Genomic DNA, 21958 nt, shown 5'->3' on the forward strand with positions numbered 1-21958 from the left:
ATAAAGGAAAGCCTCAGCGCATGCCGAGGCTTTCTTGACGTTTCAGTATTTATTCTGGCCGATGATTATCTGTAGACGATCCCGCCGTCCGTCAAGATCGCCTGTCCGGTGATGTAGCTGGCGTCTTCGGAAGCCAGGAATGCAACCAGGTTGGCAACATCTTGGGGTTCTTGGGTACGGCCCAATGAAATCGTGGAAGCGAATTGTTCTAATGCCTCACCTTTTTTAGTGCCCAGTACATCCATAAACTTCTCAAACAGTCTGACCGGAATTTAACTTGCACCAAAAAGCGATGCCCCCAAAAGAAGGGCATCGCTTTTTTATGAACGGGTCACGAGTTCGCGAAAGGTGGCGTGTTTCCGCAGCAGCACCGCTGCGTCCTCGACCATCACGCTCGCGGTCGGCAGCATGCCTGCCCCAGGGCCGATGACGGTGAGCGTTCCGGCGTAGGCCGTTTCGATGGCGACGGCGTTGTCGACGCCGTCGATGCCGTACAGCGGATGGTCCGGGCCGATCAGCACCGGGCCGACGGATGCCTGGATGGAGCCGTCTTCCCCTCTGCGGACATCCGCGATATGGCGGTAGCGGAGGCCCTGGCGGTCTGCGTCGATCACTTCGTCAAGAGAAAGCGCATCGATGCCTTCCATCGGCACGTTTTCCCAGTCCGGCTGCTCACCGAACGACAGGCCGCTCAGAATCATCAGCTTGCAGAAGGCATCGAAGCCGGACACGTCATTGGTCGGGTCCGCCTCGGCATAGCCGAGTTCCTGCGCTTCCTTCAGAACCTCCTCGAAGGTACACGATTCCTTGCGCATCTTCGTCAGGATAAAGTTCGAAGTTCCGTTCAGAATGCCCTGAATGCCGGTCACTTCATTGGAAAGATTCAGGTTATCGATCGTCTTGATCACCGGGACGCCGCCTGCGACGGTCGCCTCATATCCAATGCCGGTCCCCTGCTCCCTGGCTTGCCGTTCAAGTGAAGGGGCGGCTTTGGCATACATCACTTTATTCGCAGTTACGACATGACAGCCGGCGGCGATCGCCTGCTCCAGATAGGTGCGTGCCGGCTCTTCGCCGACGATCGCTTCGAAAACGACCTTCAGATCCGGGATGGCCAGGATCTCCTCAAACCGGTCGGTAATGAGGACTCCCGGAGTTTCCGGGCGGGTTTTATCCAAATCGCGGACGAGGATGGCTGCGATTTCAATCGGGGTACCGATCGTTTTCTCGAGTTGTTGTTTCCGTTCATTCACGATTGTATAAATGCCTTGGCCGACCGTACCGAATCCAAGGATGGCCGCTTTCACTGGAGCCATGGGCGAACACCTCCGACATAAAGATTCCTTCCAATATAACAAGTTCCGCCCCGTAAGGAAACCCCCGGGGCGGGAAAATTTAAAATTGTATAAACATTCTACATCGTTTTATGCTTTGACTGGCGCCGCTGCCTCAATGGCCTGCTTCAGGTCGGCGATGATGTCTTCGACGTTCTCGAGACCGACGGAGAGGCGTACGAGTTCTTCAGTTGTGCCTGTTTTCTTCAGGTCTTCCGCCGACAGCTGCTGGTGCGTTGTGGATGCCGGGTGGATGATGAGCGAGCGTGCATCACCGACGTTTGCGACATGCGAGAACAGCTTCACGTTGTCGATCAGCTTGCGGCCCGCTTCGCGTCCGCCTTTGATGCCGAAGATGACGACTGATCCGGCGCCGCTTTTCAGGTACTTCTTGGAGAGTTCGTACGACGGGTGCTCTTCGAGGCCGTTGTACTGGACCCACTCGACAGATGGGTGATCCTTCAGCCACTCCGCAACTTTCTGGGCGTTTTCGTTGTGGCGCTGGATGCGGAGATGGAGCGTCTCAAGTCCCTGAAGGAAGAGGAATGCATTATCCGGGCTGAGTGTCGGGCCAAAGTCGCGGAGCAGCTGCACGCGGAGGCGTGTTGCGAATGCCGCCTGCGCCGTATCGATGCCGTAGCGGAGGCCGTGGTAAGTCTCATCCGGCTCTGTATAGCCAGGGTGGCGTCCCTGTGTCCAGTCGAACTTGCCCGCGTCAACAGCTACGCCGCCGACACCGCGGCCGTGTCCGCCGATCCATTTTGTTGCGGAGTGAACGACAACATCCGCACCATGCTCAATCGGGTTCGAGCCATAAGGCGAAGCGAATGTGGAGTCAATGATGAGCGGCAGGCCGTTTTCATGCGCGATGTTCGCAACAGCTTCCACATCAAGGACATTCAGGCTCGGGTTGCCGATGATTTCGCCGAAGATCGCCTTTGTCTTGTCGGTGATCGCCGCGCGGAAGTTTTCAGGGTCTGTCGAGTCGACGAACTTCACGTTGATGCCATAGCGTGGGAGTGTGACCGCGAACAGGTTGTATGTCCCGCCGTACAGGTTTGCCGCGGAGACGATTTCGTCACCGGCCTGTGCAACGTTCAGGATCGAGAACGCGATTGCCGCCATTCCGGAAGAAAGCGCGACGGCAGCCGTGCCCCCTTCCAGTTCCGCGATACGCTTCTCAAACGCGTCTACTGTCGGGTTCATGATGCGGGAGTAAATGTTGCCTGACTCTTTCAGGGCGAACAGGTTTTGCGCGTGCTCCGTGTCACGGAATGCATAAGCTGTCGTGCGGTAGACCGGTACTGCAATCGCGCCTGTTGTCGGATCCGGCTCCTGGCCTCCGTGCACGAGAATCGTTTCTGGTTTGAAGTTTGTCATATTGATTTCCTCCTAAAGGTATGGTTTCGATGGAAACACGATAGGAGAGGAGGTTTTGTCTTTTCGGAAAAATGAAAAACCCTCTTCTCTGATAGGAAGAGGGCCGATGCGAACACGCCGCATGCCTCCCCTTATCTGTCAGATCCGCTCCCGGACCTGTAGGAATTAGCACCTTTGCAGACATGGTCTGCCGGTTGCCGGGCTTCGCAGGGCCTATTCCCTCCGCCGCTCTTGATAAGAGTATTCTGATTTTGTTTTCCATCTGGTAAACAGTATAGGACTGTGCTGCGGGCAAAGTCAAGTGTATTTTTCAGAAAAAACATGAAACGTTTTCGCCTCCTCATCCGTTAACTTAGGAGACTGCCGTTCGGGAGGGATTCTATGAAAACCTGGAGAGATAAGCTGGAAGCAAATGGACTGGCCAAATACATTGCGCCATTCTCTGAACTGACGAAGCCCGGCTTCCGACTGCATAAAGAAGACGCCGCCGGGACGCTGGCACCCGGCGCATCGAAGTTCGGAGGCGCGCCGGACCTTCCGCCTGATGTGGAGATCCCGTCCAAAGACGGGAAGCCGCTTACGCTGATTGCGCAGATCAACCTGTCGGACGCCGCGCTTGCCGGAGACGCCCGCCCCCTTCCGGACACAGGCATCCTGTCTTTCTTCTATGACACCGTGGAACAGCCATGGGGCGGCGATGAGACGGACCGAAGCGGCTGGAAGGTCCTTTATCATGAAGATCCGACCAGACTTGAACGGCGTGATGTGCCGGAAGAGCGGATGCTTCCGGAATTCGCCGCCGTCTTCCACGCCGCGGAAACGCTGGATGCCGATGCCATCATCGGGATGGACTTCGACGACGACACCGGCGAGACTATCTTTGAGCTATTGGAAGAAGGGGCTCCCCACCACCAGGTGCTCGGCCATCCGTTTGCCGTGCAGAACCCTGTGTTCGCTGAAATCGCCCACTATGGTGATGCAATCGAAGACTGGGACGAAGCCGGGAAAGCGGCGGATGACTATATCCTGCTTTTCCAGATGGACAGCGATGACGACCTGGGTGCCGTCTGGGGCGACCTCGGCATGCTGTACTTCTGCATCCGGAAAGAAGACCTTGCTGAAAAGCGATTTGACCGTTCGCATATGATCATGCAGAGCGGATGATGACTTGATCCGCCTTATATTAGGCTGAATGAACCTTAATATAAGGCACCCACCAAGATTGGAGGCTGAAAACATGCCCGAATCCATGGGCTGGTTATGGATTGCCGTTGCGGTGATTGCCGGCTACCTGATCGGCAATATCCACGGATCCACCATTGCCGGACGGCTGTCCGGTGTAAACCTGAAAGAAACTGGCGTCAAAAACGCCGGTGCATCAAATGCGGCCATCGTACTTGGCAAGAAATATGGCGCACTCGTCGCCGCCATCGACATCGGGAAAGGCATCGCGGCTGTGCTTCTCACCAGGGGCATCGCCACCTCGGCCGGACTCGGTCCTGAAGCAAGCGCACTGCTTGTTTTCGCGGTGGCGGCCGCGACAATCCTCGGACATAATTTCCCGTTCCATATGGGCTTTAATGGGGGCAAGGGAACAGCTACAGTCATCGGTGTGCTCCTCGGCTTTGACTGGAAAATTGGAATCGTAGGGCTCGCTCTTCTCATCATTGTTTCTCTCGCAACCGACTTTCTCGTGTTTGGGGTCCTCATGCTGTATGTCACCTTCACCGTGACTGCCGTCGTTTTTGCTGCGGGAATCGGACCGGACCTGATCGCTGCCGGGCTGTTCGCGATGGCGATATGGAAGCATCTCGAGAACTTCCGCAGGATGAGGGCCGGCGAGGAAAAACGGGTGTCGTCGGTGTTCGGGAAGAAGAAGACGGCCTGAGAGTAGGGATCCGCTCTGTCTTAGGAATCTGCTTCCCGCGGTTTCGTCATTCGTGGGCTCAATTTCGTCATTCTGGGACTTGGTTTCGTCATTCGCCGGCTCAATTTCGTCATTCGTCCGCTTTCAGGATCTGAATGACGAGATTATCAGGGTGAATGACGAAATTGGTTAGATGAATGACGAGACCGGACGGATGAATGACGAAATCAACATCTGTGGCTGTTGGCGGTCACAGTTGCCCAAGAGGAAATTTCAGTTCATCACCAGTAATATTAGCACTCATACTAAAAAGGGGACCTGTCCAAGACAGATCCCCCTCTTCATGTTCAATTAGTTGTGCTGTGCAACCGGCTCGACCAGGTCGAGAAGATCAGCGTGCGTGTAGCCGAGGTCTTCTGCAACTGTTTTGTAAGTCACACGGCCGGCATGTGTGTTGAAGCCTTTGCGGAGTGGTTCGTTGTCGAGTGCTGCCTGCTTCCAGCCTTTGTTGGCGATCTGGAGAGCATACGGAACAGTGACGTTCGTGAGCGCCATCGTGGATGTGCGCGGCACTGCGCCAGGCATATTCGCGACGGCATAGTGGACTACTCCATGCTTTTCGTAAGTCGGAGCATCATGTGTTGTGATGCGGTCGGATGTTTCGAAGATCCCGCCTTGGTCGATTGCGATATCGACTAGTACGGAGCCCGGCTGCATCGACTTGATCATCTCTTCCGTGACGAGCTTTGGCGCTTTGGCACCAGGGATCAGCACGGCACCGACGACGAGGTCTGCGTCCTTCACTGCTTCAGCGATGTTGAACGGATTCGACATGAGTGTCTGGATGTCGTTGCCGAACTGGTCGTCCAGCTGGCGGAGACGCTCCGGGCTCAAGTCGATAACGGTAACTTTCGCCCCCATGCCAACTGCAACGCGGGCTGCGTTCGCGCCCGCCATGCCGCCGCCGATGACGGTGACCTTTCCGCGCTGGACGCCCGGTACACCGGAAAGGAGGATACCCTTCCCGCCGTGAATGCGCTCCAGGAACTGTGCGCCGATCTGTGTCGCCATGCGGCCTGCCACTTCGCTCATCGGCGAAAGAAGAGGCAGCGAGCGGTTCGGCAGCTGGACGGTTTCATAGGCAATGGCGGTGACATTCTTCTCGAGAAGCGCTGCAGCAAGTTCAGGTTCCGCAGCCAGGTGAAGGTACGTGAACAAGATCAGGTCTTCACGGAAATAGCCGTACTCTTCCGGCAGGGGCTCCTTGACCTTCATCACCATCTCGGCAGCCCACGCATCTGCCGCAGTTTCTACGATCACCGCGCCTTCGTTGGCATACTCCTCATCGGTAAAGCCGGAACCGAGTCCCGCTCCTTTTTCGATGATCACCTCATGGCCGGCAGTGGCCAGTGTCGCAACTCCTGCAGGCGTCATTGCAACGCGGTTTTCATTGTTTTTGATCTCTTTAGGTATACCGATTCTCATTTCCATTTCCCTCCATTATAAAGGGAGGCAGCCGCCTCCCGGTTAGTTAATCCCCAACTCATTTATTTCAACGATTCTCTTCAAAAACCTTCTTGATGACCGAAATAATAAAGTCGACATCCTGGTCCGTGCAGGCAAGCGGCGGGGACAGGGTCAGGATATTGTTGTGTCCCGCAACCGTGTCACCGTTTTTCCCGACGATCAGGCCGTTCGCCTTGCAGTCGGCGATGATCTTGCCGATGCGCGCGGCACTTGCCGGTTCGCGGGTCTTCTTATCCTCGACCAGCTCGATACCAAGAAGGAAGCCGATTCCGCGGACCTCTCCGACATACGGGTGTTCATCAAGCTGTGCCAGTTCCGCACGGAGACGCTCGCCGTGGCGGTCCGCCCGCTCAACGAGGCCTTCCCGCTCGATGATCTCCAGGTTCTTCAGCGCCACAGCACATGCTGCAGGGTTGCCTCCGAATGTGTTTACATGGCGGAAATGGCTATTATCCGCGCTGTCTTTGAAGGTCTCATAAATATCTTTGCGCACCGCGGTGACCGATAGCGGCAGGTAGGCACTTGTCAGGCCTTTAGCCATGGTCACGATGTCCGGCTTCACGCCGAAGTTCTGGTGGCCGAACTTCTTGCCCGTGCGGCCAAATCCGCAGATGACTTCGTCAATGATCAGGAGGACGCCGTGCTTATTGCAGATCTCCTGTACCTTTTCCAGGTAAACCGGATGCGGGATGAGGATGCCGCCGCCCGTGATGAGCGGTTCCATGATGACCCCTGCAACCGTTTCTTCCTGTTCCCAGACAATTTTCTGCTCAAGCTCTTCCGCACGCATGATGTTGTAGTCCTCAACGCTCATGCCTTCCGGGCGGCGGTAGTTGTCCGGCGGCGCTACGTGCAGGAAGCCCGGCGCGAGCGGCTCATACTTGTATTTGCGGAGCGACTGCCCGGTTGCGGCAAGCGCACCCATCGAGCTGCCATGGTAGGCGCGGTAACGGCTGATGAACTTGTAGCGCGAGGCATTCCCCTGTTGCTGGTGGTATTGTCGGGCGATCTTGAACGCCACTTCGTTCGCATCGGACCCGCTGTTGGAATAAAAGATCATGTAGTCGTCCTCGAGCCATTCGTTCAGCTTGGCTGCGAGCTCAATCGCCGGCTCATGGCTCTGCGTCATCGGCACGTAGCACAATTCCTTCATCTGCTCATAGGCCGCTTGCGCCAGCTCCTCGCGTCCGTATCCTACATTGACGCACCAGAGACCGGACATGCCGTCCAGGTAACGGTTCCCCTCATGATCCGTCACCCAGGCGCCTTCCCCTTTTGCCCAGATCATCGGCGGGCTTTTCTCCACATACGGAGAGATATGATGCCAGACGTTCTGCCGGTCTTTTTCGACGAGCGTTTGGGCTTCCGTTTTTACAACGGTCATCGTGCTATCCCCTTTCGGTAAGAACTCATTATTAGAAGTCAGCCGCCACGGGGGCGGCTGCTTGCTGGTCTTTCGTGGACACTGTTTGGTCTTCCGGTCTCCCCCATTGGTCTTTCGTTATCCCCCGTTGGTCTTTCGTTGAACCTTATTCGTCTTGCGGGTCTGAACAGGCCCGCTCCGCATTCCGTCTTATGCCTGTCGGGTCTGAACAGGCCCGCTCCGCTTTTCTATCAGTGACGCTGCGTGAGCATTTTCTTTCTTGTATAGAACTCGATGCCGTCTTTGCCGTTGGCGTGGAGGTCTCCGTAGAAGGACTTCTTGTAGCCCGAGAACGGGAAGAAGGCCATCGGGGCCGGGACGCCAAGGTTGACGCCGAGCATGCCGGCATCGATGTCGTCGCGGAATTCGCGGATTGCCGATGCGCTGTCTGTGTACAGGCATGCACCGTTAGCAAAGTCCGACGCATTCGCAAACTCGATCGCTTCTGTCAGCGTCTCGACGCGGACGACGGAGAGGACCGGTGCGAAGATCTCGTCTTTCCAGATCTTCATTTCCTGAGTAACGTCATCAAAGATTGTCGGCCCGACGAAGTAGCCGCCTTCCGAGCGGGATTTGTCGTTGCGGCCGTCGCGTACGAGCTTCGCGCCTTCTTCCACACCGGATTCGATATAGCCGATTGTGCGGTCCTTGTGGGCCGGACGAATGACCGGGCCGAGGAACACATCGTCTTCAAGTCCGTTGCCGATTGTGATGTCGTCCGCAGCCTGTTTGAGGCGGTCGACAAGCTTATCTGCGACGTCACCGACAGCGACCACAACCGCAGCTGCCATGCAGCGCTCGCCGGCGGAGCCGAATGCCGCGCCTGTGATGTTCTTGACGGCGTTGTCGAGGTCAGCGTCAGGCATGACGATCGAATGGTTTTTCGCGCCTGCCAGTGCCTGGACACGCTTGCCGTGAGCCGTACCTGTCTTGTAGACATATTCCGCGACCGGCTGGGAGCCGACAAAGGAAATCGCCGGAACGTCCTTGTGCTCCAGGAGACCGTTGACGACGTCGTGAGCGCCGTGGACGATGTTGAACACCCCATCCGGAAGGCCTGCTTCCTTAAGGAGATCCGCCAGGCGGTTAGCCAACAGCGGTGTGCGTTCGGACGGCTTAAGGATGAAGGTGTTCCCTGCGACGATTGCGAGCGGGAACATCCATGCCGGCACCATCATCGGGAAGTTGAACGGCGTGATGCCGCCGATGACGCCGATCGGATAGCGGTACATCCCGGATTCCATGTTCTTCGAAATGTCCGGAAGCTGCTGTCCCATCATGAGGGACGGCGCGCCCGCCGCGAACTCGACGCACTCGATGCCGCGCAGCACTTCGCCGTGCGCTTCCGTGAAGCTTTTGCCGTTCTCAATCGTAACGAGGCGCGCGAGCTCATCCCAGTTCTCAACAAGCAGCTGCTGGAACTTGAACATGATCCGGGCACGCTGCGGAACCGGCGTCTTCTTCCATGTCTTGAATGCCTCTTTCGCCACGGCTACCGCCTTGTCGAGGTCTTCCTTTGTGGAAATCGGGACTTCGGCGATGATTTCCCCCGTTGCCGGGTTCGGAACTTCCTCATATTTCTCGGTAGTCGATTTGACCCATTGTCCACCAATGTAGTTTGAAAGCGTTTGCGTTTTTACGGTTGCTGTTTCCATGGATAACTCCTCCTCATAGGTAAATCACCATATTGACGGTTCGAACTGTTCACTTCATAATCTACTGTACAAACTATCAGAATGTTTGTCATTTGACAATGTGTCAAATAGACTGGTGAACAGATTTGACGGAAGGAAGGCTGATCATGAAAGACATCGAACTGACTGTCGGGGAAATTTTGCAGCGCGAGTCATTCCACAAAGCCAAACTGGCCGCGGGGGCATCCGGCCTTTCACGGAAGATCCGCTGGTCCCACATTCTTGAAGTCCGCGAATTTGAGGAACTCATCAACGGCGGCGAGCTGATCCTGACGACCGGCATCAGCATGACACTCGACCTGGACACACAACTGGACTATATCCGCCGGCTGGATGAGCTGGGCGCGTCCGCACTGTGCATCGAACTGGGGGACCCGTCCCGGAAGGTCGCCCCTGAAGTCATCGATCTGGCGGACAGGCGCGGCTTCCCGATTATCGTGTTCGATGAAGTGATCCGCTTTGTTGATATCACACAGGACCTCCACACGGCGCTGATCAACCGGCATCATAAAATGATTTCCGAACTGGACCGCCTTTCGGGACGCTTTATCGAACTGTCCCTCACGTCCAACGGAATCCTGAAGATCCTTCAGGAGCTCCATGAATACTTCCGGCGAGAGGCGATCTTTATAGCCGACCGGCCCGCCCCTTACTTTTATCCTTCCGAGGCGAAGGAAAGCGAGGCGCTGCTCCGGGCACTGGTGGATTCAGAAGGCGGACTGGAAGCGTGCGGGCGCTACGCGGATACACCCGCCGGCCGCTACGCCTCCGTGCCTGTGCGGGGCCCCGGACAGGTATGGGGACGCCTATTCCTCGGCATGGACGAGCCGCTCCGGGATGATTTCTACTTCCTGATCCTGGACCGCGCGGGCCTCGCCATCTCGCAGGTGCTCCTGCGCAACCGGACGGTCGAGGAACGGAAGCAGAACCTGGAGGACAAGGTCGTCCGCGACCTCATCACCGGCCGGCGGGCAGATCCGGACACGGTCAGGGCCGTTCTTCCGGCGCGAGGCAGGAATATGTACTACCGGATATTCAGCATCCGCATGCCGGAAAAGCCGCCCTTCCCGTCGCAGGACCTTCTTGAAGAAGAGCTTGTCCAGCGGGCGCTGCTTATCCGCAGCCTGTTCCAGCGGCACGGATTTTTCCCCGCGATCACCTCCGGCGAAAACGAAATGGTCGTCATCGCCTTTTTCATCTCGGAGGAGCAGCAGAGCCGATCGGCCAGCCGGTTCCAGCCGCTGATCCAGGACTTCCGGAACATGCAGCCCCAGCAGTTCGAAGGGAGCCGCTTCGGTATCGGAAAGACGTACCAGGACATCTCGGACATCCGCAAGGCTTACCGGGAGAGCGAGGACGTCATCCGCCTCCAGGATGAAGGCATCACGGAATCGGAGTTCTATGAAGGGCTCGGTATCCACCGCCTGCTGCTGTTGCTGAAGCGGAGCGGAGAACTCGAGACCTATGTGGACGATTATCTGGGAGCGTTGCTTGAGCATGACGCCCGCCATGACAGCCGCCTGTTCGAGACGCTGGTCGTCTATTTGGAATGCGGCGGCGTCAAGAAAGAGGCGTCGGATCGTCTGTTCATCGTCCGCCAGACCCTTTATCACCGGATCGGCAAGCTGGAGGCGCTGCTCGGCAGCAACTTCATGGACCCGGCCAACCGGCTCGCGCTTGAAGTGGCGATACAGGCATACCGGATGCTGGAACGGAACGAAACGGAAAAGCCGATGCCGGTTCATTAAACCAGGCAGGCAAGTCGATTGGATCCATAAAACAACGGGGATGTCTGTTTGATCAGGACATCCCCGTTATTTCTGTTAGACCCTATTCTCTTCCAACACCTTTTTCTTTTGCGGAGCGCTCTCCCGATCCAGCTTTAATACTGTATTCAAAAGAACATCAGCACCTTTTGCACATTCTTCGAAAGATGTGTATTCATCCTCACGGTGACTATAGCCTTTTGCACTCGGAACAAAAATCATCGCCGTTGGAATGTAACTTGCGATGAACTGTGCATCATGTCCGGCCCCGCTGTACATTCTGTGACTGTTGAAGCCAAGTCCTTCTGCCACTTCAGAGACAGTGTTGACAACAGACTCTTCAAAGATCACTGTATCGCGTCCCCATAACTTCCTGGATGTTAGCGAACACTGATCGATGAAGGCAGGCAGATTGTCAATGATTCCCTCCACATGGCGGATCACATCCATATCTTTATGGCGTGCTTCCAGTGTGAATGTAACTTCATTAGGTATGACCGTGTGGACATTCGGAGTGGCATTGATCCTGCCGATTGTATAGACAAGATCCTCCGGGAGCTTCTTGAGCTCTTCCTGAAGATCCACAATGATTTTCGCTGAAGCAAACATAGGGTCTTTCCTCATCGGAATCGGTGTGGTTCCTGCATGGTTCGATTCGCCCTTCAAGGAAATCTCACAGCAAACCATCCCCATTACCCCTTCGACTACGCCGATCTCCCGGCCGATATGTTCAAGGACCGGTCCCTGTTCGATATGCAGTTCAAGGAATGCCGACGCTTCGTTCAAACGGTTCTCCCTGTCACCCGCATAACCGCTTTGCTTAAGTGCATCGCCAAATTTCACACCTTCTGTGTCCGAAGACTCAAGCATGTCCTGTTTTTCAAACTTACCCGCCAGTACTCCGGAAGACATCATCGCAGGATCAAACCGGGCACCCTCTTCGTTTGTAAAGTTAATCACGGTAATCGGATGATTCAGCTCAATATTCCGTTCGACGAGTGTCCGGGCAACTTCCAATCCTGCCGCAACGCCCAGTGTACCGTCGAACCGTCCCCCTTTTACAACCGAATCCAAATGTGAGCCCATTGCAATCGGAGGCAGATTTTCTTTGCCGGGAAGCGTCGCATATAGATTTCCCATGTCATCGACCTTCACCGACAACCCGATTTCTTCACTGATTTCAACGAACTTACCACGTGCGTCGATATCTTCTTTGGACAAGGAAAGCCTGGTCACTCCAGTTTTCTCGGTTGCTCCAAACGAACTGAACTGTTCCAGCAGGCTTTGCAGACGCTTGCGATCGATCTTTTCCAAATAATCTCCCCCAATAACTAATCTAAAGAGACGGATCTGGCTTCTAAGTTTGTCCTCATGGATGCTGCGATTTTCCGCTCATCAGAATCCGTGCTTTTCTCAAGCTGTTCGATGATCCGTTTTTGTCGATGTAAAGGATGGTTTTGACTTAACTTTGCCTTTCCTTCGATGTTGCTGATGTTGATTTTAAATCCTTGGACACCCTTGGTCATTCCATCGATGAAATCCAGACCCGCGTCGTCCAGCCTGTACGAACTGTCAGGCGCCTCATATTTAAGAACGATATCATTCAGGTGTTTCGTTAATTCACTCCCGTGTTCAAGCAGCTCGACTTCTCCCAGGACATGTACCGTCACGTAATTCCACGTCGGCACTGCTTGATTCGTCTCATACCAGGAAGGCGAAATGTAGCAATGTGGTCCATGGAAAACGGCCAGAACTGTTTGACCGGCAATGTCTTTCCATTGCGGATTCTGACGGGCGAAATGTCCATAAAGGGATGTTTGGTCTTCGCTTAACATTAGCGGTAAGTGAGCGGCAAATGGCACTCCGTCATGCTGTGAGAACAAAGTGGCAAAACCATGTTCATGGATCACTTGGACATTCATGTCTTCATCAGTGATCTTAAACTTCGGAGGGATATACACGGCACTCTGCTCCTTTCCGTAGAATCGGGCAATTCACTTACAAAAGGAAGAGCACCGGTTCAGAAACTGCTTGAACCGGCGCCTGCTTCACATGCCCTTCCTACGCGATACTCAAATGATCCGGTGGTAAGGTTCATGACGATGCTGAAGACTGTTTCCATCTGCATGTGCTCCGGATGGGACGGATTGACGTGCCGGCAGATGGAGTCCGGATAGTTGTCGTGGTCTGACAGCATGCCGAACAATTGTTCAGCACTTGCCTTTTCTTCCAACCCCTTCATCAGCTCTTTGATCCGGTCCAGCCTTGGAGCAGAATCCGGTATCGGGAAGTCAGCCACCGCCTCCTGCATCCGCGGATCGCAGATGTGGTTTGTGTGAATCACCATTTCATCCTCAGCCGGGATGGCTGCAGTATGAACAGGAGACACTTCTGTCCCTGCCATCTCACCGCCTTTGGAGGCGATGAGGAAATGGGCGGGGGAGGCCATTCTTCCATTCCTGACTGCTCCAGAAGCTTCCTCGAAAGTATGGGAGTCCAAAACAGCGCGCAGCCCGAGGTGGATCGGCACTTTCGGCTGCCAGGTTCTTGTCATGAGTGCGTTCAGACAAACACCAACGCCGGCGCTGTTGTAACCGATTTTCCCAATGATGCCGCCTTCCGTGATCATCCGCACCGAGGGCTTCCCTTCCTGACTAATTTCAATATCCAAGAGGGAGTCGGTCTGGCTGCTTTTCCAGTCCCAATTCTGACCGAGCCAGACTTCGCTCCCCTTTTTGCAAGCGAATGAAGTACAACCATCCGGGGTAGCCGTAAGTGCGATCTCACTTCTAGCATTTAGTGCGAGAATATCCTCGAACCTGACACCGGCACCATCCGCAACACCTTGCATTTCTTCAAGGTATTCGGGCCGGAATGCCGAAATCGCATCATGGTGCAGAAGTGCTTTTTCACAGGCATCATGCCAAGACATCCCAGTATATCCGAGGAAAAGAGCCTCATATGTTTCCAGGCTTTTTCCGATCTCTCTCTTTCCCTGCTCCCCGTGGCCGCGACCGATCTCATAAGGCGAACCACTCAGACGTATTTTCCGGACCGTCCGGGTATCATTCATGACCTGATCGCCTCTTCGCTCCGTTCGAAGACAGTTTCTCCTCCAATGATCGTCCGGTCGACCAGGATTTCTGGAATATCGTCAACTTCAGCATTTAGAATCGAACGGTCCAAGATGGCGAGGTCCGCTAATTTACCGGGTTCGATGGATCCCGTGCTGTCCTCGCTGAAACCGGAGTACGCCGCATTGATCGTGCAGCACCGGATGGCATCAATCAGTCCGATCCGCTCTGCCTCCCCAACTATCCGGCCGGACGGCGCCTTTCTTGTAATAGCACTGTGAATGCCCCTCATCGGGTTAAAATCCGTAACCGGACAGTCTGCTGTCAGTGTTGCCGGAACGCCGGCTTCGCGGTAGCTTGCGAGCGGATACATGCCCTGTGCACGCTCACCGTAGTTCTTCAGATATCCATCCCCGTATTCATGGAAGAATGCAGGGTTGGGTGTCGGGACGGCACCCAGTTCCTTGATCCGCTGAACCTGGTCTTTTCTTGCAAGTCCGGCGTGTTCGATGCGGTGGCGCGCATCTTCGCGCGGATGAAGCTGAAGAGCCTTGTCAATCGTGTTCAGCAACTGATCGATGGCCGCGTCACCCTGCGCATGGGCTGTGATCTGCCAGCCTTTTTCGTGGGCAGGTATGAACAATTCATCGAGCTCTGCCTGTGTCATGTAGTGAATGCCATAGTTTTCCGGATCACTCGTATAAGGTTCCGTCGTCCAGACAGTCGGCCCGCTGCTTGAGCCATCCAGGAATACCTTGACCGGACCGTATCTGAACCGGTCGTTTCCGTCTCCGGTCCGGATGTCTTTCTCCAGGTAGTGCCTGACGACTTGATCGGGGTTGTTCAATGCCCCGACCATCGCATAGACACGCTGTGCGATGACCCCCTCTTCGGCATCCTCACGCAACGCCTCGATATTATCAATGCCATATCCGGTTGCATCATGGACAGCTGTAATCCCTTTTTCCGCAAAATGGCGGGAGGCGACCTTATGGGCGTCCCGGATCTCATCACGGGTATGGGCAGCACGCTGATACAGGTTCATGTGGGCATTCTCAATGAGGCGCCCGTCAGGCTCACCATCAGCATCCCGGCTGATGGTTCCGCCTTCCGGATCTGGCGTATCACGGGTGATCCCGCCGACATCCAGTCCCCGGCTGTTGACTGCAGAGATATGGCCGCAAGCACGGACCACCATCACCGGATGCCGGTCTGTGACACTGTCCAGCTCTTCCCGTGTCGGAAAACGGCCTTCCTCGATGGAGTTCTCATTGAAGCCCCATGCACGGACCCATTGTCCCTCGGGAACAGAAGCCGCCTGCTCCCTAAGCTTGTCCAGTAAGTTCGAGATTGTTCGAATACCAGAATCCTTGCAGGATACAGCAAGAACGTTCGCTCCGTACATTGTCGTGTGGATGTGAGACTCGATGATTCCGGGCATTAACGTGCGCCCCTTGAGATCGGTTATCTCCACTCCCACGTCCTGCAACTTCAGGATTTCTTCTGTTGTGCCGACGGCTGTTATTCTGCCGTCCTCTATGGCAACAGCTTGCGCAACTTCGTTTTTTTCGTTGACGGTAATGACCTCACCGTTGATAAACAGTTCCTTTGCCATGATGCATTTCCCCTTCCATGTCGTCAGATAGATGCCGGTTTCGTTGTAGTTTCCGATACTTCTTCGTAAAGATCATCCACCATATCCGGGAAGAACTCTTCAACCGTCTTCTTGGAGACAGGCTCAGTCAAGAGGGAGACAATGAAGAAGATCGGCAGGTTAACGAAGAGTCCCCAAATTCCGGCATGAATGCCTAATGGATGCGGGAACCAGACCGAGAAGACCAGTGTCACAACAAAGCCGGCTGCCAGACCCCAGAATGCGCCCTGCTTCGTTGCGCGCGGCCAGAAGAACATTCCGACCAGCGCCGGGAATGCCTGACCGATGAAACCATAGCCGATCAGAAGAATGTAGACGAGGCTGGCAGGCTGCATGATCGAGATTGGCGCTACGATCAGACCCATGATCGGGAAGATGAGCCAGCGTGTCATTTTACCTGCCTTCTCATCGGAAATTTTAAAGATCGGCTGGATGATGTCCTTGCTGTAGCTAAGTGCAGTCCCGTGGATACACGGCTCGCTTGAGGACATGGCCGCCGCCAATGTTCCCGCTCCCAGAAGTCCCGCGATGACAACAGGCATGCTGTCCATCGCCATTTGGATTGCGACGGTGTCCGCCTGAGCCAGCGACGGGTAGACGAAGATGCCGATGAATCCTACCACCAGCATCGGGATACACACGATGTAGTAGGTCGGGAGCATCGTGGCCGCGGTGCGGATCGATTTCTTTGTATTGGCACCCATCCACTGAATCCAGTGTGTCTGCCAGACTGAAACCATGGAGATCAGGATGGATGTCGTCCAAAACGCAAAGCCCATATCGCCCAAATTGCCCGGGAGTGTCAGGAATTGCGGAGCTTCATCCCGGACCCGTTCAAACACCGGACCGAATGAATAGCCGCCCGTAAACTGTTTGACCACCCAAAGCCCGAATGCCCAGGAAACAACAAACATGAGCCCGCCCTGAAACGCATTCGTGATCCCGATTGCACGCAGGCCGCTCTTGAACAGATAAATTGAAATGACGCCCAGTGACAAAATTACGCCCAGCCACACCGGAATCTTGCCGTGGCTCATGACATTCAAGATATAAGCCGATCCTGTAGTTTGAAGAACGGCATATGCAAGAACCCCAATCGAAGTGACGAAGGAAGCGAGTGCTCCCAAGGCAGGGCTCTCATAACGGTGCGTGATCGCTGCCCCCTGCGTCACATGGTTATACTTCACGCCAAGGTCCCACACTTTTGGACCGAGATACCAGGCGGTAATCCCCATAAACGTCAGATAAACGACAACGTACAGAACAGGAACGCCTTTAGAATAGGCCCAACCAGGCGCTCCCATGAATGTGTAAGCGCTGATTCCCCCTGCGCCTACAAGCAGATACATGACGAGCGGACCAAGACTTCGGCCTGCAACTCCCCATTCTTCCACTTTGTTCATGTTGCGTCCCTTGCCTGCCCCAAAGCCCAACCACACCGCAATGACCATGTAGGAAATCGTAATTAAAAATGGAATCCATTGTGCCATCATTCATTCACCCCCATCTTATTGAGTGCCATAAGAGTTCCGGTGGTGAGGAAAATCAGGATGACCGACCAAACCATCAGAATCGGCATACCGAATAAAATCGTTTCATGATTCAGCAGCGGAATAACCGGCCAGCTCCCCAATAGCACGATGATCAAAATCGAAAATAGACCAATCCACCCTTTGTAAGTCTTTGGTGTTCTGAATGTTGCTTTCATGCATTTCCCCCCTAATCGTTTTTCCCCTAGTGCCCCCACCTTTTGACAACGCTTTCAAAAAAGCGAAACGCCTTGTACCCATATCGTACAGAACGGAAGATTCTGATTCTTCTGTTCATATGTCTAACAATCCATCTGGGTTCATGGACACATTGTCTACTTTGCATGAAGCAACGAATCCAAATAAGGGAAAATATTGAGAAATGTCCAGTGATCGCGATATTTTGAGGTGTTTTTACATTCCGTCACCCCCTCCCCCGATGTATTTGACGTCCTGTCTATTCCTTCAGTACTCAGGCTCAACTATGATAAAGAGAAGTCAGTATCTTCAAGCAACATTTGAAAGCGCTTCCTGTAAGCGCTTAAGTTTGAAAGGGGAATTTCAAATGACCTTACAGAACCAGACAGAACCCGGCGCTGATGCGCAGTCGGGCATGAAATCAGACTTGAAAACCCGCCACATCACGATGATCTCCATCGCGGGGGTGATCGGTGCGGGACTCTTTATCGGGAGCGGGGCGGTCATCAACTCCGTCGGCCCGGGCTCCATCCTTTCCTATGCATTTGCAGGCCTCATTGTTGTCCTCGTCATGAGGATGCTTGGTGAGATGGCCGCCGCATATCCGACGAGCGGCTCGTTCTCGACCTACGCGAATGAAGCCATCGGACCGTGGGCAGGATTCACGATCGGCTGGCTCTACTGGTTTTTCTGGGTCGTCGTCATCGCCATCGAGGCGCTTGCCGGAGCGGCCATTATCCAGTACTGGATTCCGGACTTCCCGATCTGGCTGATGAGCCTGATTCTGACAGTCGCCCTGACTGCGACGAACCTGTTCTCCGTCAAGGCGTTCGGTGAATTCGAATATTGGTTCTCCCTCATCAAAGTCGTCGCCATCACACTGTTCCTCGTCCTTGGCGTAGCTGTCCTGTTCGGATGGTACCCGGGCATCGAGGCTCCGGGTACAGTCAACCTCCTCGGGGAAGGCGGATTTATGCCATCCGGCTTCGGCGCGATCATGCTCGGAATTACCGTTGTCATCTTTTCATTTATGGGGACCGAAATCGTCGCCATCGCTGCCGGTGAATCAGAGAATCCCGTACGTTCCGTACGTACGGCGACCAACAGCGTTGTCTGGCGGATCCTTATCTTCTATATCGGTTCGATCGCAGTTGTTGTAACACTCCTGCCATGGAACTCAGCGAACATCCTTGTCAGCCCGTTCGTTGCCGTACTGGACCATATCGGCATTCCGGCGGCCGCGCAAATCATGAACTTCGTTGTTCTGACCGCGGTGCTCAGCTGCCTGAACTCGGCACTCTATGCAAACTCCCGGATGCTGTTCGGGATGGCCAAAAAGGGAGATGCCCCTAAATTCTTCCTGAAGCTCAGCAAAAAAGGCGTCCCTGTACGCGCGATCCTGTTCAGCACCGTATTCTCTTATGTTGCGTGTATCCTGAACTTCATCTCGCCGGACAAGGTGTTCCTGTTCCTGATCAACTCGTCCGGTGCGGTCGCCCTTCTCGTCTACCTGATCATCAGTGTCTCGCAATTGCGCATGCGGAAACGGCTCGAGCAGGAACGAGGCCACCTGCCGGTCAAAATGTGGCTGTTCCCTTACCTGACGTATGCGACGATCATTGCAGTTGCAGGCATCTACCTGGCAATGTTCTTTATCCCTTCGATGCAGATCCAGGTCATCCTCACTACACTGGTTGCGCTGGGTGTTGTCGGCATCTACTTCCTGTTCTACCGCAGGAAGCAGGAAGCAACAGGCCTCGGACAGGCTCCGGCTCATGTGCAGCGTTCGCCTAAATAAGGTTATAGTGGAACCCCCCTGCGGCGCAGGGGGTTTTTGATTGGGAGCAACTCGACACTGATTGGTAGGAGTTCAGGAGGGATTGGCAGGAACACGGGAACCCATTGGTGGCGACTCATTAAAAAAACGGCCGGAATCTGACCCGGCCGTTCCGCTTGTATTCAAATCCCGAACTTCACAGCAATGTTCTTTACCTGCACATAGTTCCGCAGTGCGATAAAGCCCTTTTCGCGGCCGATGCCGCTCTTTTTGTAGCCGCCGAACGGCATCTGGATGCCGCCGCCGGCTCCGTAGTTGTTGATGAATACCTGGCCGGCCTTCACTCGTGAAGCAACAGTGTGGGCGACGTCGACGTCCTTTGTCCAGACACCCGCGACGAGGCCGTATTCCGTATCATTCGCCAGGCGGATGGCGTCTTCCGCATCACTGAACGTGAAGACGGAAAGGACCGGGCCGAAGATTTCTTCCTGTGCGGCCGGGCAGTCATGGTCGAGGCCGTCGATGATGGTCGGAGCAATGTAGTGCCCTCCTTCGCCGCCTTCCACTTTCACCGGATGTCCGCCGGAAATCAGCTTGCCCTGTGCCTTCGCCTCTTCGATCCGCTCCATGATGCGGTCAAACTGACGCTTGTTCAGGATCGGGCCGATGTCCTTGTCGTCCACGCCGCGGCCGACTTGGAGTTCGCCGAAGCGCGCCTTAAGCTTGGATAGGAATTCCTCTTTATAATCCTCTTGGACGAGCAGCCGAGACCCCGCCGAACAGGTCTGGCCGGCGTTTTGGATGATCGCCCGGACCACCCCGTCAAGCGTCTTTTCTTCATCTGCATCTGCAAAGACGATGTTCGGCGACTTGCCGCCGAGCTCGAGCGTGACCGGCACGACGTTTTCCGCGGCAGATTTCATGACCGAGATGCCGGTCGGGACAGACCCTGTGAAGGTGATTTGGTTGATGCCCGGGTGTGCGGACAGGGCCGCTCCCGCTCCGGAACCGAGACCGGTCACATGGTTGTAGATGCCCTTCGGCAGCGGGCTTTCGGCAAACCATTCGGCAAGCGCATGGGCGGTCATCGGGGTATCCTCCGCGCTTTTCACGACGATGGCGTTCCCTGTCGCGAGCGCCGCCCCGACGCTCCGCGCGATAATCTGCAGCGGGTAGTTCCACGGGATGATATGCGCAGTCACGCCCATCGGCTCGAGCACAGTCGCATTCAGCAGGCCGTCTTCGATGGGAATCGTATCTCCCATCACCTTGTCGGCCGCACCGCCGTAGAATTCAAAGTACCTGGCGGCCGCCTCGGCGTCGGCGCGTGCCTGTGACATCGGCTTGCCGACGTCCCGGCATTCCAGTTCCGCCCATTCTTCGGCATGCTCGCGGATATGGCGTGCCAGATCGATCAGCAGGTTTCCCCGCTCATGCGGCTTCCACGCCTTCCACTCCGGACTTTCAAACGCTTCCGATGCGGCACGGACCGCCGCATCGACATGCTCCGCCGTGCCGTTGACAATCTCTGCAATTTGGGTCCCATCCGACGGGTTGACGACCGGGAGCCATTCATCCCCGTCTCCCCCTATCCAGTCTCCACCAATCAGCATTCTGATCCGTTTCATCTCACTCATCCCCTTTCCGATGAAAGCATGAACCGGCCAGTGCAACCCTGCTCCAACTGGCCGGTTCTCAATCCAATTGACGACCCCTTACTCCGAGGGGCCAGTCCTAACTTTAAATGGCCGCCGCTTACTCCAAGTGGCCGGCTCTTACACCAAGTTGCTGCCGCTTACTCCAAATAACCGGCTCTTACTCCAAATGGCCGGCCCTTACTCCAAGTTGCCGCTCCTTACTCCAAATGACAGCTCCTTACTCCAATTGGCCGGCCTTTACTCCAATTAACCGGCCCTTACTCCAAGTTGCCACTCTTTACTCCAAATGACGGCTCCTTACTCCAAATAGCCGAGCTCCAACCGCTATCAGAGACCTCTTCCGCCGTCGATGCGCAGTGTCGTACCGGTCACCATCGAGGCGTCTTCCGACAGCAGGTAGGCGACGCCGCCCGAGATGTCTTCCGGCTGGATCAGCCGGCCGAGCGGGACGCTTGAAGCGAAAATGCTTTCCCTCGTATCCGATACGTCCGCATCCTTTGCCGTGAACTTGGCCAGCATCTGTGTGTCAGCCGGTCCCGGATGGATGGTGTTGACGCGCACTCCGTCTTCCGCCAGTTCAATGGCCAGCGCGCGGGTAAAGCTTTCGGCAGCCCCCTTGGATGCGATGTACGACTGGAGGCCCGGCCGCGGGCGGACCGCGGATACCGAGGCGATCGTGATGATCGAGCCGCTTTTCGCCTGCTTCATATAGCGGGCAGCCTCACGTGACGTGATGAACAAGCTGGTCGCATTGATGTCCATCAGGCGATGCCAGTCTGCGACCGATACATCGGTGATCGGCGTCGCGGGCTGCGCGATGCCCGCCGCATTGACGAGTCCGTCGATGCGGCCGGTTTTTTCGTGCATGTCCCGGAATACGCCGGCAATCGCTTCCTCATCGAGGATATCCGCTTCAAACGGGGTGAACCGCTCGTGCGACAATTCCTCCATCGATGCCAGCTTCAGGTCGATTCCCCCGACCGCTGCGCCTTCTTCGATCAGCTTTTTCACGATCGCCCGGCCCATGCCGCCGCCGGCGCCTGTCACGATGACCGTTTTCCCTTCGAGCCTCATCCG

At 55.3% G+C, this 21958-nt stretch carries 17 protein-coding genes, 1 pseudogene and 1 riboswitch; of the genes and pseudogenes, 4 read left to right on the forward strand and 14 right to left on the reverse strand.

The window, feature by feature from the left end:
* Nucleotides 1-65: 65 nt before the first annotated feature.
* From BMX91_RS04770 to BMX91_RS04780, 3 genes and pseudogenes are all read right to left on the reverse strand, one after another.
* Nucleotides 66-227: pseudogene (locus tag BMX91_RS04770) on the reverse strand (SDR family oxidoreductase); the annotation flags it as partial.
* A 93-nt stretch (nt 228-320) separates the two neighbouring features.
* Nucleotides 321-1316, reverse strand: a complete 996-nt coding sequence (locus tag BMX91_RS04775; RefSeq protein ID WP_092050485.1) for a homoserine dehydrogenase — start codon at nt 1314-1316, stop codon at nt 321-323.
* A 108-nt stretch (nt 1317-1424) separates the two neighbouring features.
* Entirely contained in the window at nt 1425-2714 is a 1290-nt protein-coding gene (locus BMX91_RS04780; RefSeq protein WP_092050487.1) for an O-acetylhomoserine aminocarboxypropyltransferase/cysteine synthase family protein, read from the reverse strand.
* Between the two features lie 128 nt (nt 2715-2842).
* Nucleotides 2843-2955: riboswitch (SAM riboswitch) on the reverse strand.
* 140 nt (nt 2956-3095) lie between these two features.
* On the opposite strand from BMX91_RS04780, the gene BMX91_RS04785 reads away from it, so the two are divergent.
* Both BMX91_RS04785 and BMX91_RS04790 read left to right on the forward strand, forming a co-directional pair.
* The gene (locus BMX91_RS04785) at nt 3096-3878 is read left to right on the forward strand and encodes a YwqG family protein (RefSeq protein ID WP_092050489.1); all 783 of its coding nucleotides are present in this window, start codon (nt 3096-3098) and stop codon (nt 3876-3878) included.
* Between the two features lie 73 nt (nt 3879-3951).
* Nucleotides 3952-4602, forward strand: a complete 651-nt coding sequence (locus tag BMX91_RS04790) for a glycerol-3-phosphate acyltransferase (protein ID WP_092050493.1) — start codon at nt 3952-3954, stop codon at nt 4600-4602.
* A 330-nt stretch (nt 4603-4932) separates the two neighbouring features.
* Here BMX91_RS04790 and ald read toward each other — a convergent pair whose 3' ends face one another.
* The 3 genes from ald to BMX91_RS04805 form a co-directional block, all read right to left on the reverse strand.
* Nucleotides 4933-6066: an alanine dehydrogenase gene (ald, locus tag BMX91_RS04795; protein ID WP_092050495.1), complete on the reverse strand. Its 1134-nt coding sequence runs from the start codon at nt 6064-6066 to the stop codon at nt 4933-4935.
* Between the two features lie 67 nt (nt 6067-6133).
* The gene (locus BMX91_RS04800; RefSeq protein ID WP_092050497.1) at nt 6134-7492 is read right to left on the reverse strand and encodes an aspartate aminotransferase family protein; all 1359 of its coding nucleotides are present in this window, start codon (nt 7490-7492) and stop codon (nt 6134-6136) included.
* A 230-nt stretch (nt 7493-7722) separates the two neighbouring features.
* Entirely contained in the window at nt 7723-9186 is a 1464-nt protein-coding gene (locus tag BMX91_RS04805) for a CoA-acylating methylmalonate-semialdehyde dehydrogenase (RefSeq protein ID WP_092050499.1), read from the reverse strand.
* Nucleotides 9187-9332: 146 nt separating this feature from the next.
* Here BMX91_RS04805 and BMX91_RS04810 point away from each other — a divergent pair, with 146 nt between their 5' ends.
* A complete protein-coding gene (locus BMX91_RS04810; protein WP_092050501.1) occupies nt 9333-10973 on the forward strand; it encodes a PucR family transcriptional regulator in 1641 nt (546 codons plus the stop codon).
* A gap of 75 nt (nt 10974-11048) precedes the next feature.
* On the opposite strand, the gene BMX91_RS04815 is transcribed toward BMX91_RS04810, so the two are convergent.
* The 6 genes from BMX91_RS04815 to BMX91_RS04840 are packed head-to-tail and all read right to left on the reverse strand — an operon-like array spanning nt 11049 to nt 17427.
* Nucleotides 11049-12305 (reverse strand): Zn-dependent hydrolase, encoded by a 1257-nt coding sequence (locus BMX91_RS04815; RefSeq protein ID WP_092050503.1) that lies wholly within the window; start codon nt 12303-12305, stop codon nt 11049-11051.
* Between the two features lie 17 nt (nt 12306-12322).
* Complete coding sequence (locus BMX91_RS04820; RefSeq protein ID WP_092050506.1) at nt 12323-12952, reverse strand: FMN-binding negative transcriptional regulator; 630 nt, start codon at nt 12950-12952, stop codon at nt 12323-12325.
* A 59-nt stretch (nt 12953-13011) separates the two neighbouring features.
* The gene (locus BMX91_RS04825; RefSeq protein WP_092050508.1) at nt 13012-14064 is read right to left on the reverse strand and encodes a C45 family autoproteolytic acyltransferase/hydolase; all 1053 of its coding nucleotides are present in this window, start codon (nt 14062-14064) and stop codon (nt 13012-13014) included.
* Nucleotides 14061-15680: an amidohydrolase gene (locus BMX91_RS04830; protein WP_092050511.1), complete on the reverse strand. Its 1620-nt coding sequence runs from the start codon at nt 15678-15680 to the stop codon at nt 14061-14063. The genes BMX91_RS04825 and BMX91_RS04830 overlap by 4 nt, the downstream gene beginning before the upstream one ends.
* A 23-nt stretch (nt 15681-15703) precedes the next feature.
* Entirely contained in the window at nt 15704-17212 is a 1509-nt protein-coding gene (locus BMX91_RS04835) for a sodium:solute symporter family protein (protein ID WP_245744248.1), read from the reverse strand.
* A complete protein-coding gene (locus BMX91_RS04840; protein ID WP_092050513.1) occupies nt 17209-17427 on the reverse strand; it encodes a hypothetical protein in 219 nt (72 codons plus the stop codon). The genes BMX91_RS04835 and BMX91_RS04840 overlap by 4 nt, the downstream gene beginning before the upstream one ends.
* Before the next feature lie 386 nt (nt 17428-17813).
* Between BMX91_RS04840 and BMX91_RS04845 the strand changes: the two genes are divergently transcribed.
* The gene (locus tag BMX91_RS04845) at nt 17814-19244 is read left to right on the forward strand and encodes an amino acid permease (protein ID WP_092050516.1); all 1431 of its coding nucleotides are present in this window, start codon (nt 17814-17816) and stop codon (nt 19242-19244) included.
* A 161-nt stretch (nt 19245-19405) separates the two neighbouring features.
* On the opposite strand, the gene BMX91_RS04850 is transcribed toward BMX91_RS04845, so the two are convergent.
* Both BMX91_RS04850 and BMX91_RS04855 read right to left on the reverse strand, forming a co-directional pair.
* Nucleotides 19406-20851 carry an aldehyde dehydrogenase family protein gene (locus BMX91_RS04850; protein WP_092050518.1) on the reverse strand — a complete coding sequence of 482 codons (1446 nt, stop codon included), beginning with the start codon at nt 20849-20851 and terminating at the stop codon, nt 19406-19408.
* A 357-nt stretch (nt 20852-21208) separates the two neighbouring features.
* Complete coding sequence (locus tag BMX91_RS04855) at nt 21209-21955, reverse strand: SDR family NAD(P)-dependent oxidoreductase (RefSeq protein ID WP_092050521.1); 747 nt, start codon at nt 21953-21955, stop codon at nt 21209-21211.
* Nucleotides 21956-21958: the final 3 nt, after the last annotated feature.

Source organism: Bhargavaea ginsengi (assembly GCF_900109165.1).
Classification (GTDB): domain Bacteria; phylum Bacillota; class Bacilli; order Bacillales_A; family Planococcaceae; genus Bhargavaea; species Bhargavaea ginsengi.

Excerpts from the sequence above, each read along its gene's own strand:
- BMX91_RS04805 (WP_092050499.1), bottom strand. The coding sequence starts at position 9,186 with ATGGAAACAGCAACCGTAAAAACGCAAACGCTTTCAAACTACATTGGT.
- BMX91_RS04775 (WP_092050485.1), bottom strand. The coding sequence starts at position 1,316 with ATGGCTCCAGTGAAAGCGGCCATCCTTGGATTCGGTACGGTCGGCCAA.
- BMX91_RS04835 (WP_245744248.1), bottom strand. The coding sequence starts at position 17,212 with ATGATGGCACAATGGATTCCATTTTTAATTACGATTTCCTACATGGTC.
- BMX91_RS04855 (WP_092050521.1), bottom strand. The coding sequence starts at position 21,955 with ATGAGGCTCGAAGGGAAAACGGTCATCGTGACAGGCGCCGGCGGCGGC.
- BMX91_RS04780 (WP_092050487.1), bottom strand. The coding sequence starts at position 2,714 with ATGACAAACTTCAAACCAGAAACGATTCTCGTGCACGGAGGCCAGGAG.
- BMX91_RS04825 (WP_092050508.1), bottom strand. The coding sequence starts at position 14,064 with ATGAATGATACCCGGACGGTCCGGAAAATACGTCTGAGTGGTTCGCCT.
- BMX91_RS04830 (WP_092050511.1), bottom strand. The coding sequence starts at position 15,680 with ATGGCAAAGGAACTGTTTATCAACGGTGAGGTCATTACCGTCAACGAA.
- BMX91_RS04785 (WP_092050489.1), top strand. The coding sequence starts at position 3,096 with ATGAAAACCTGGAGAGATAAGCTGGAAGCAAATGGACTGGCCAAATAC.
- BMX91_RS04790 (WP_092050493.1), top strand. The coding sequence starts at position 3,952 with ATGCCCGAATCCATGGGCTGGTTATGGATTGCCGTTGCGGTGATTGCC.
- ald (WP_092050495.1), bottom strand. The coding sequence starts at position 6,066 with ATGAGAATCGGTATACCTAAAGAGATCAAAAACAATGAAAACCGCGTT.
- BMX91_RS04845 (WP_092050516.1), top strand. The coding sequence starts at position 17,814 with ATGACCTTACAGAACCAGACAGAACCCGGCGCTGATGCGCAGTCGGGC.
- BMX91_RS04850 (WP_092050518.1), bottom strand. The coding sequence starts at position 20,851 with ATGAAACGGATCAGAATGCTGATTGGTGGAGACTGGATAGGGGGAGAC.
- BMX91_RS04810 (WP_092050501.1), top strand. The coding sequence starts at position 9,333 with ATGAAAGACATCGAACTGACTGTCGGGGAAATTTTGCAGCGCGAGTCA.
- BMX91_RS04800 (WP_092050497.1), bottom strand. The coding sequence starts at position 7,492 with ATGACCGTTGTAAAAACGGAAGCCCAAACGCTCGTCGAAAAAGACCGG.
- BMX91_RS04840 (WP_092050513.1), bottom strand. The coding sequence starts at position 17,427 with ATGAAAGCAACATTCAGAACACCAAAGACTTACAAAGGGTGGATTGGT.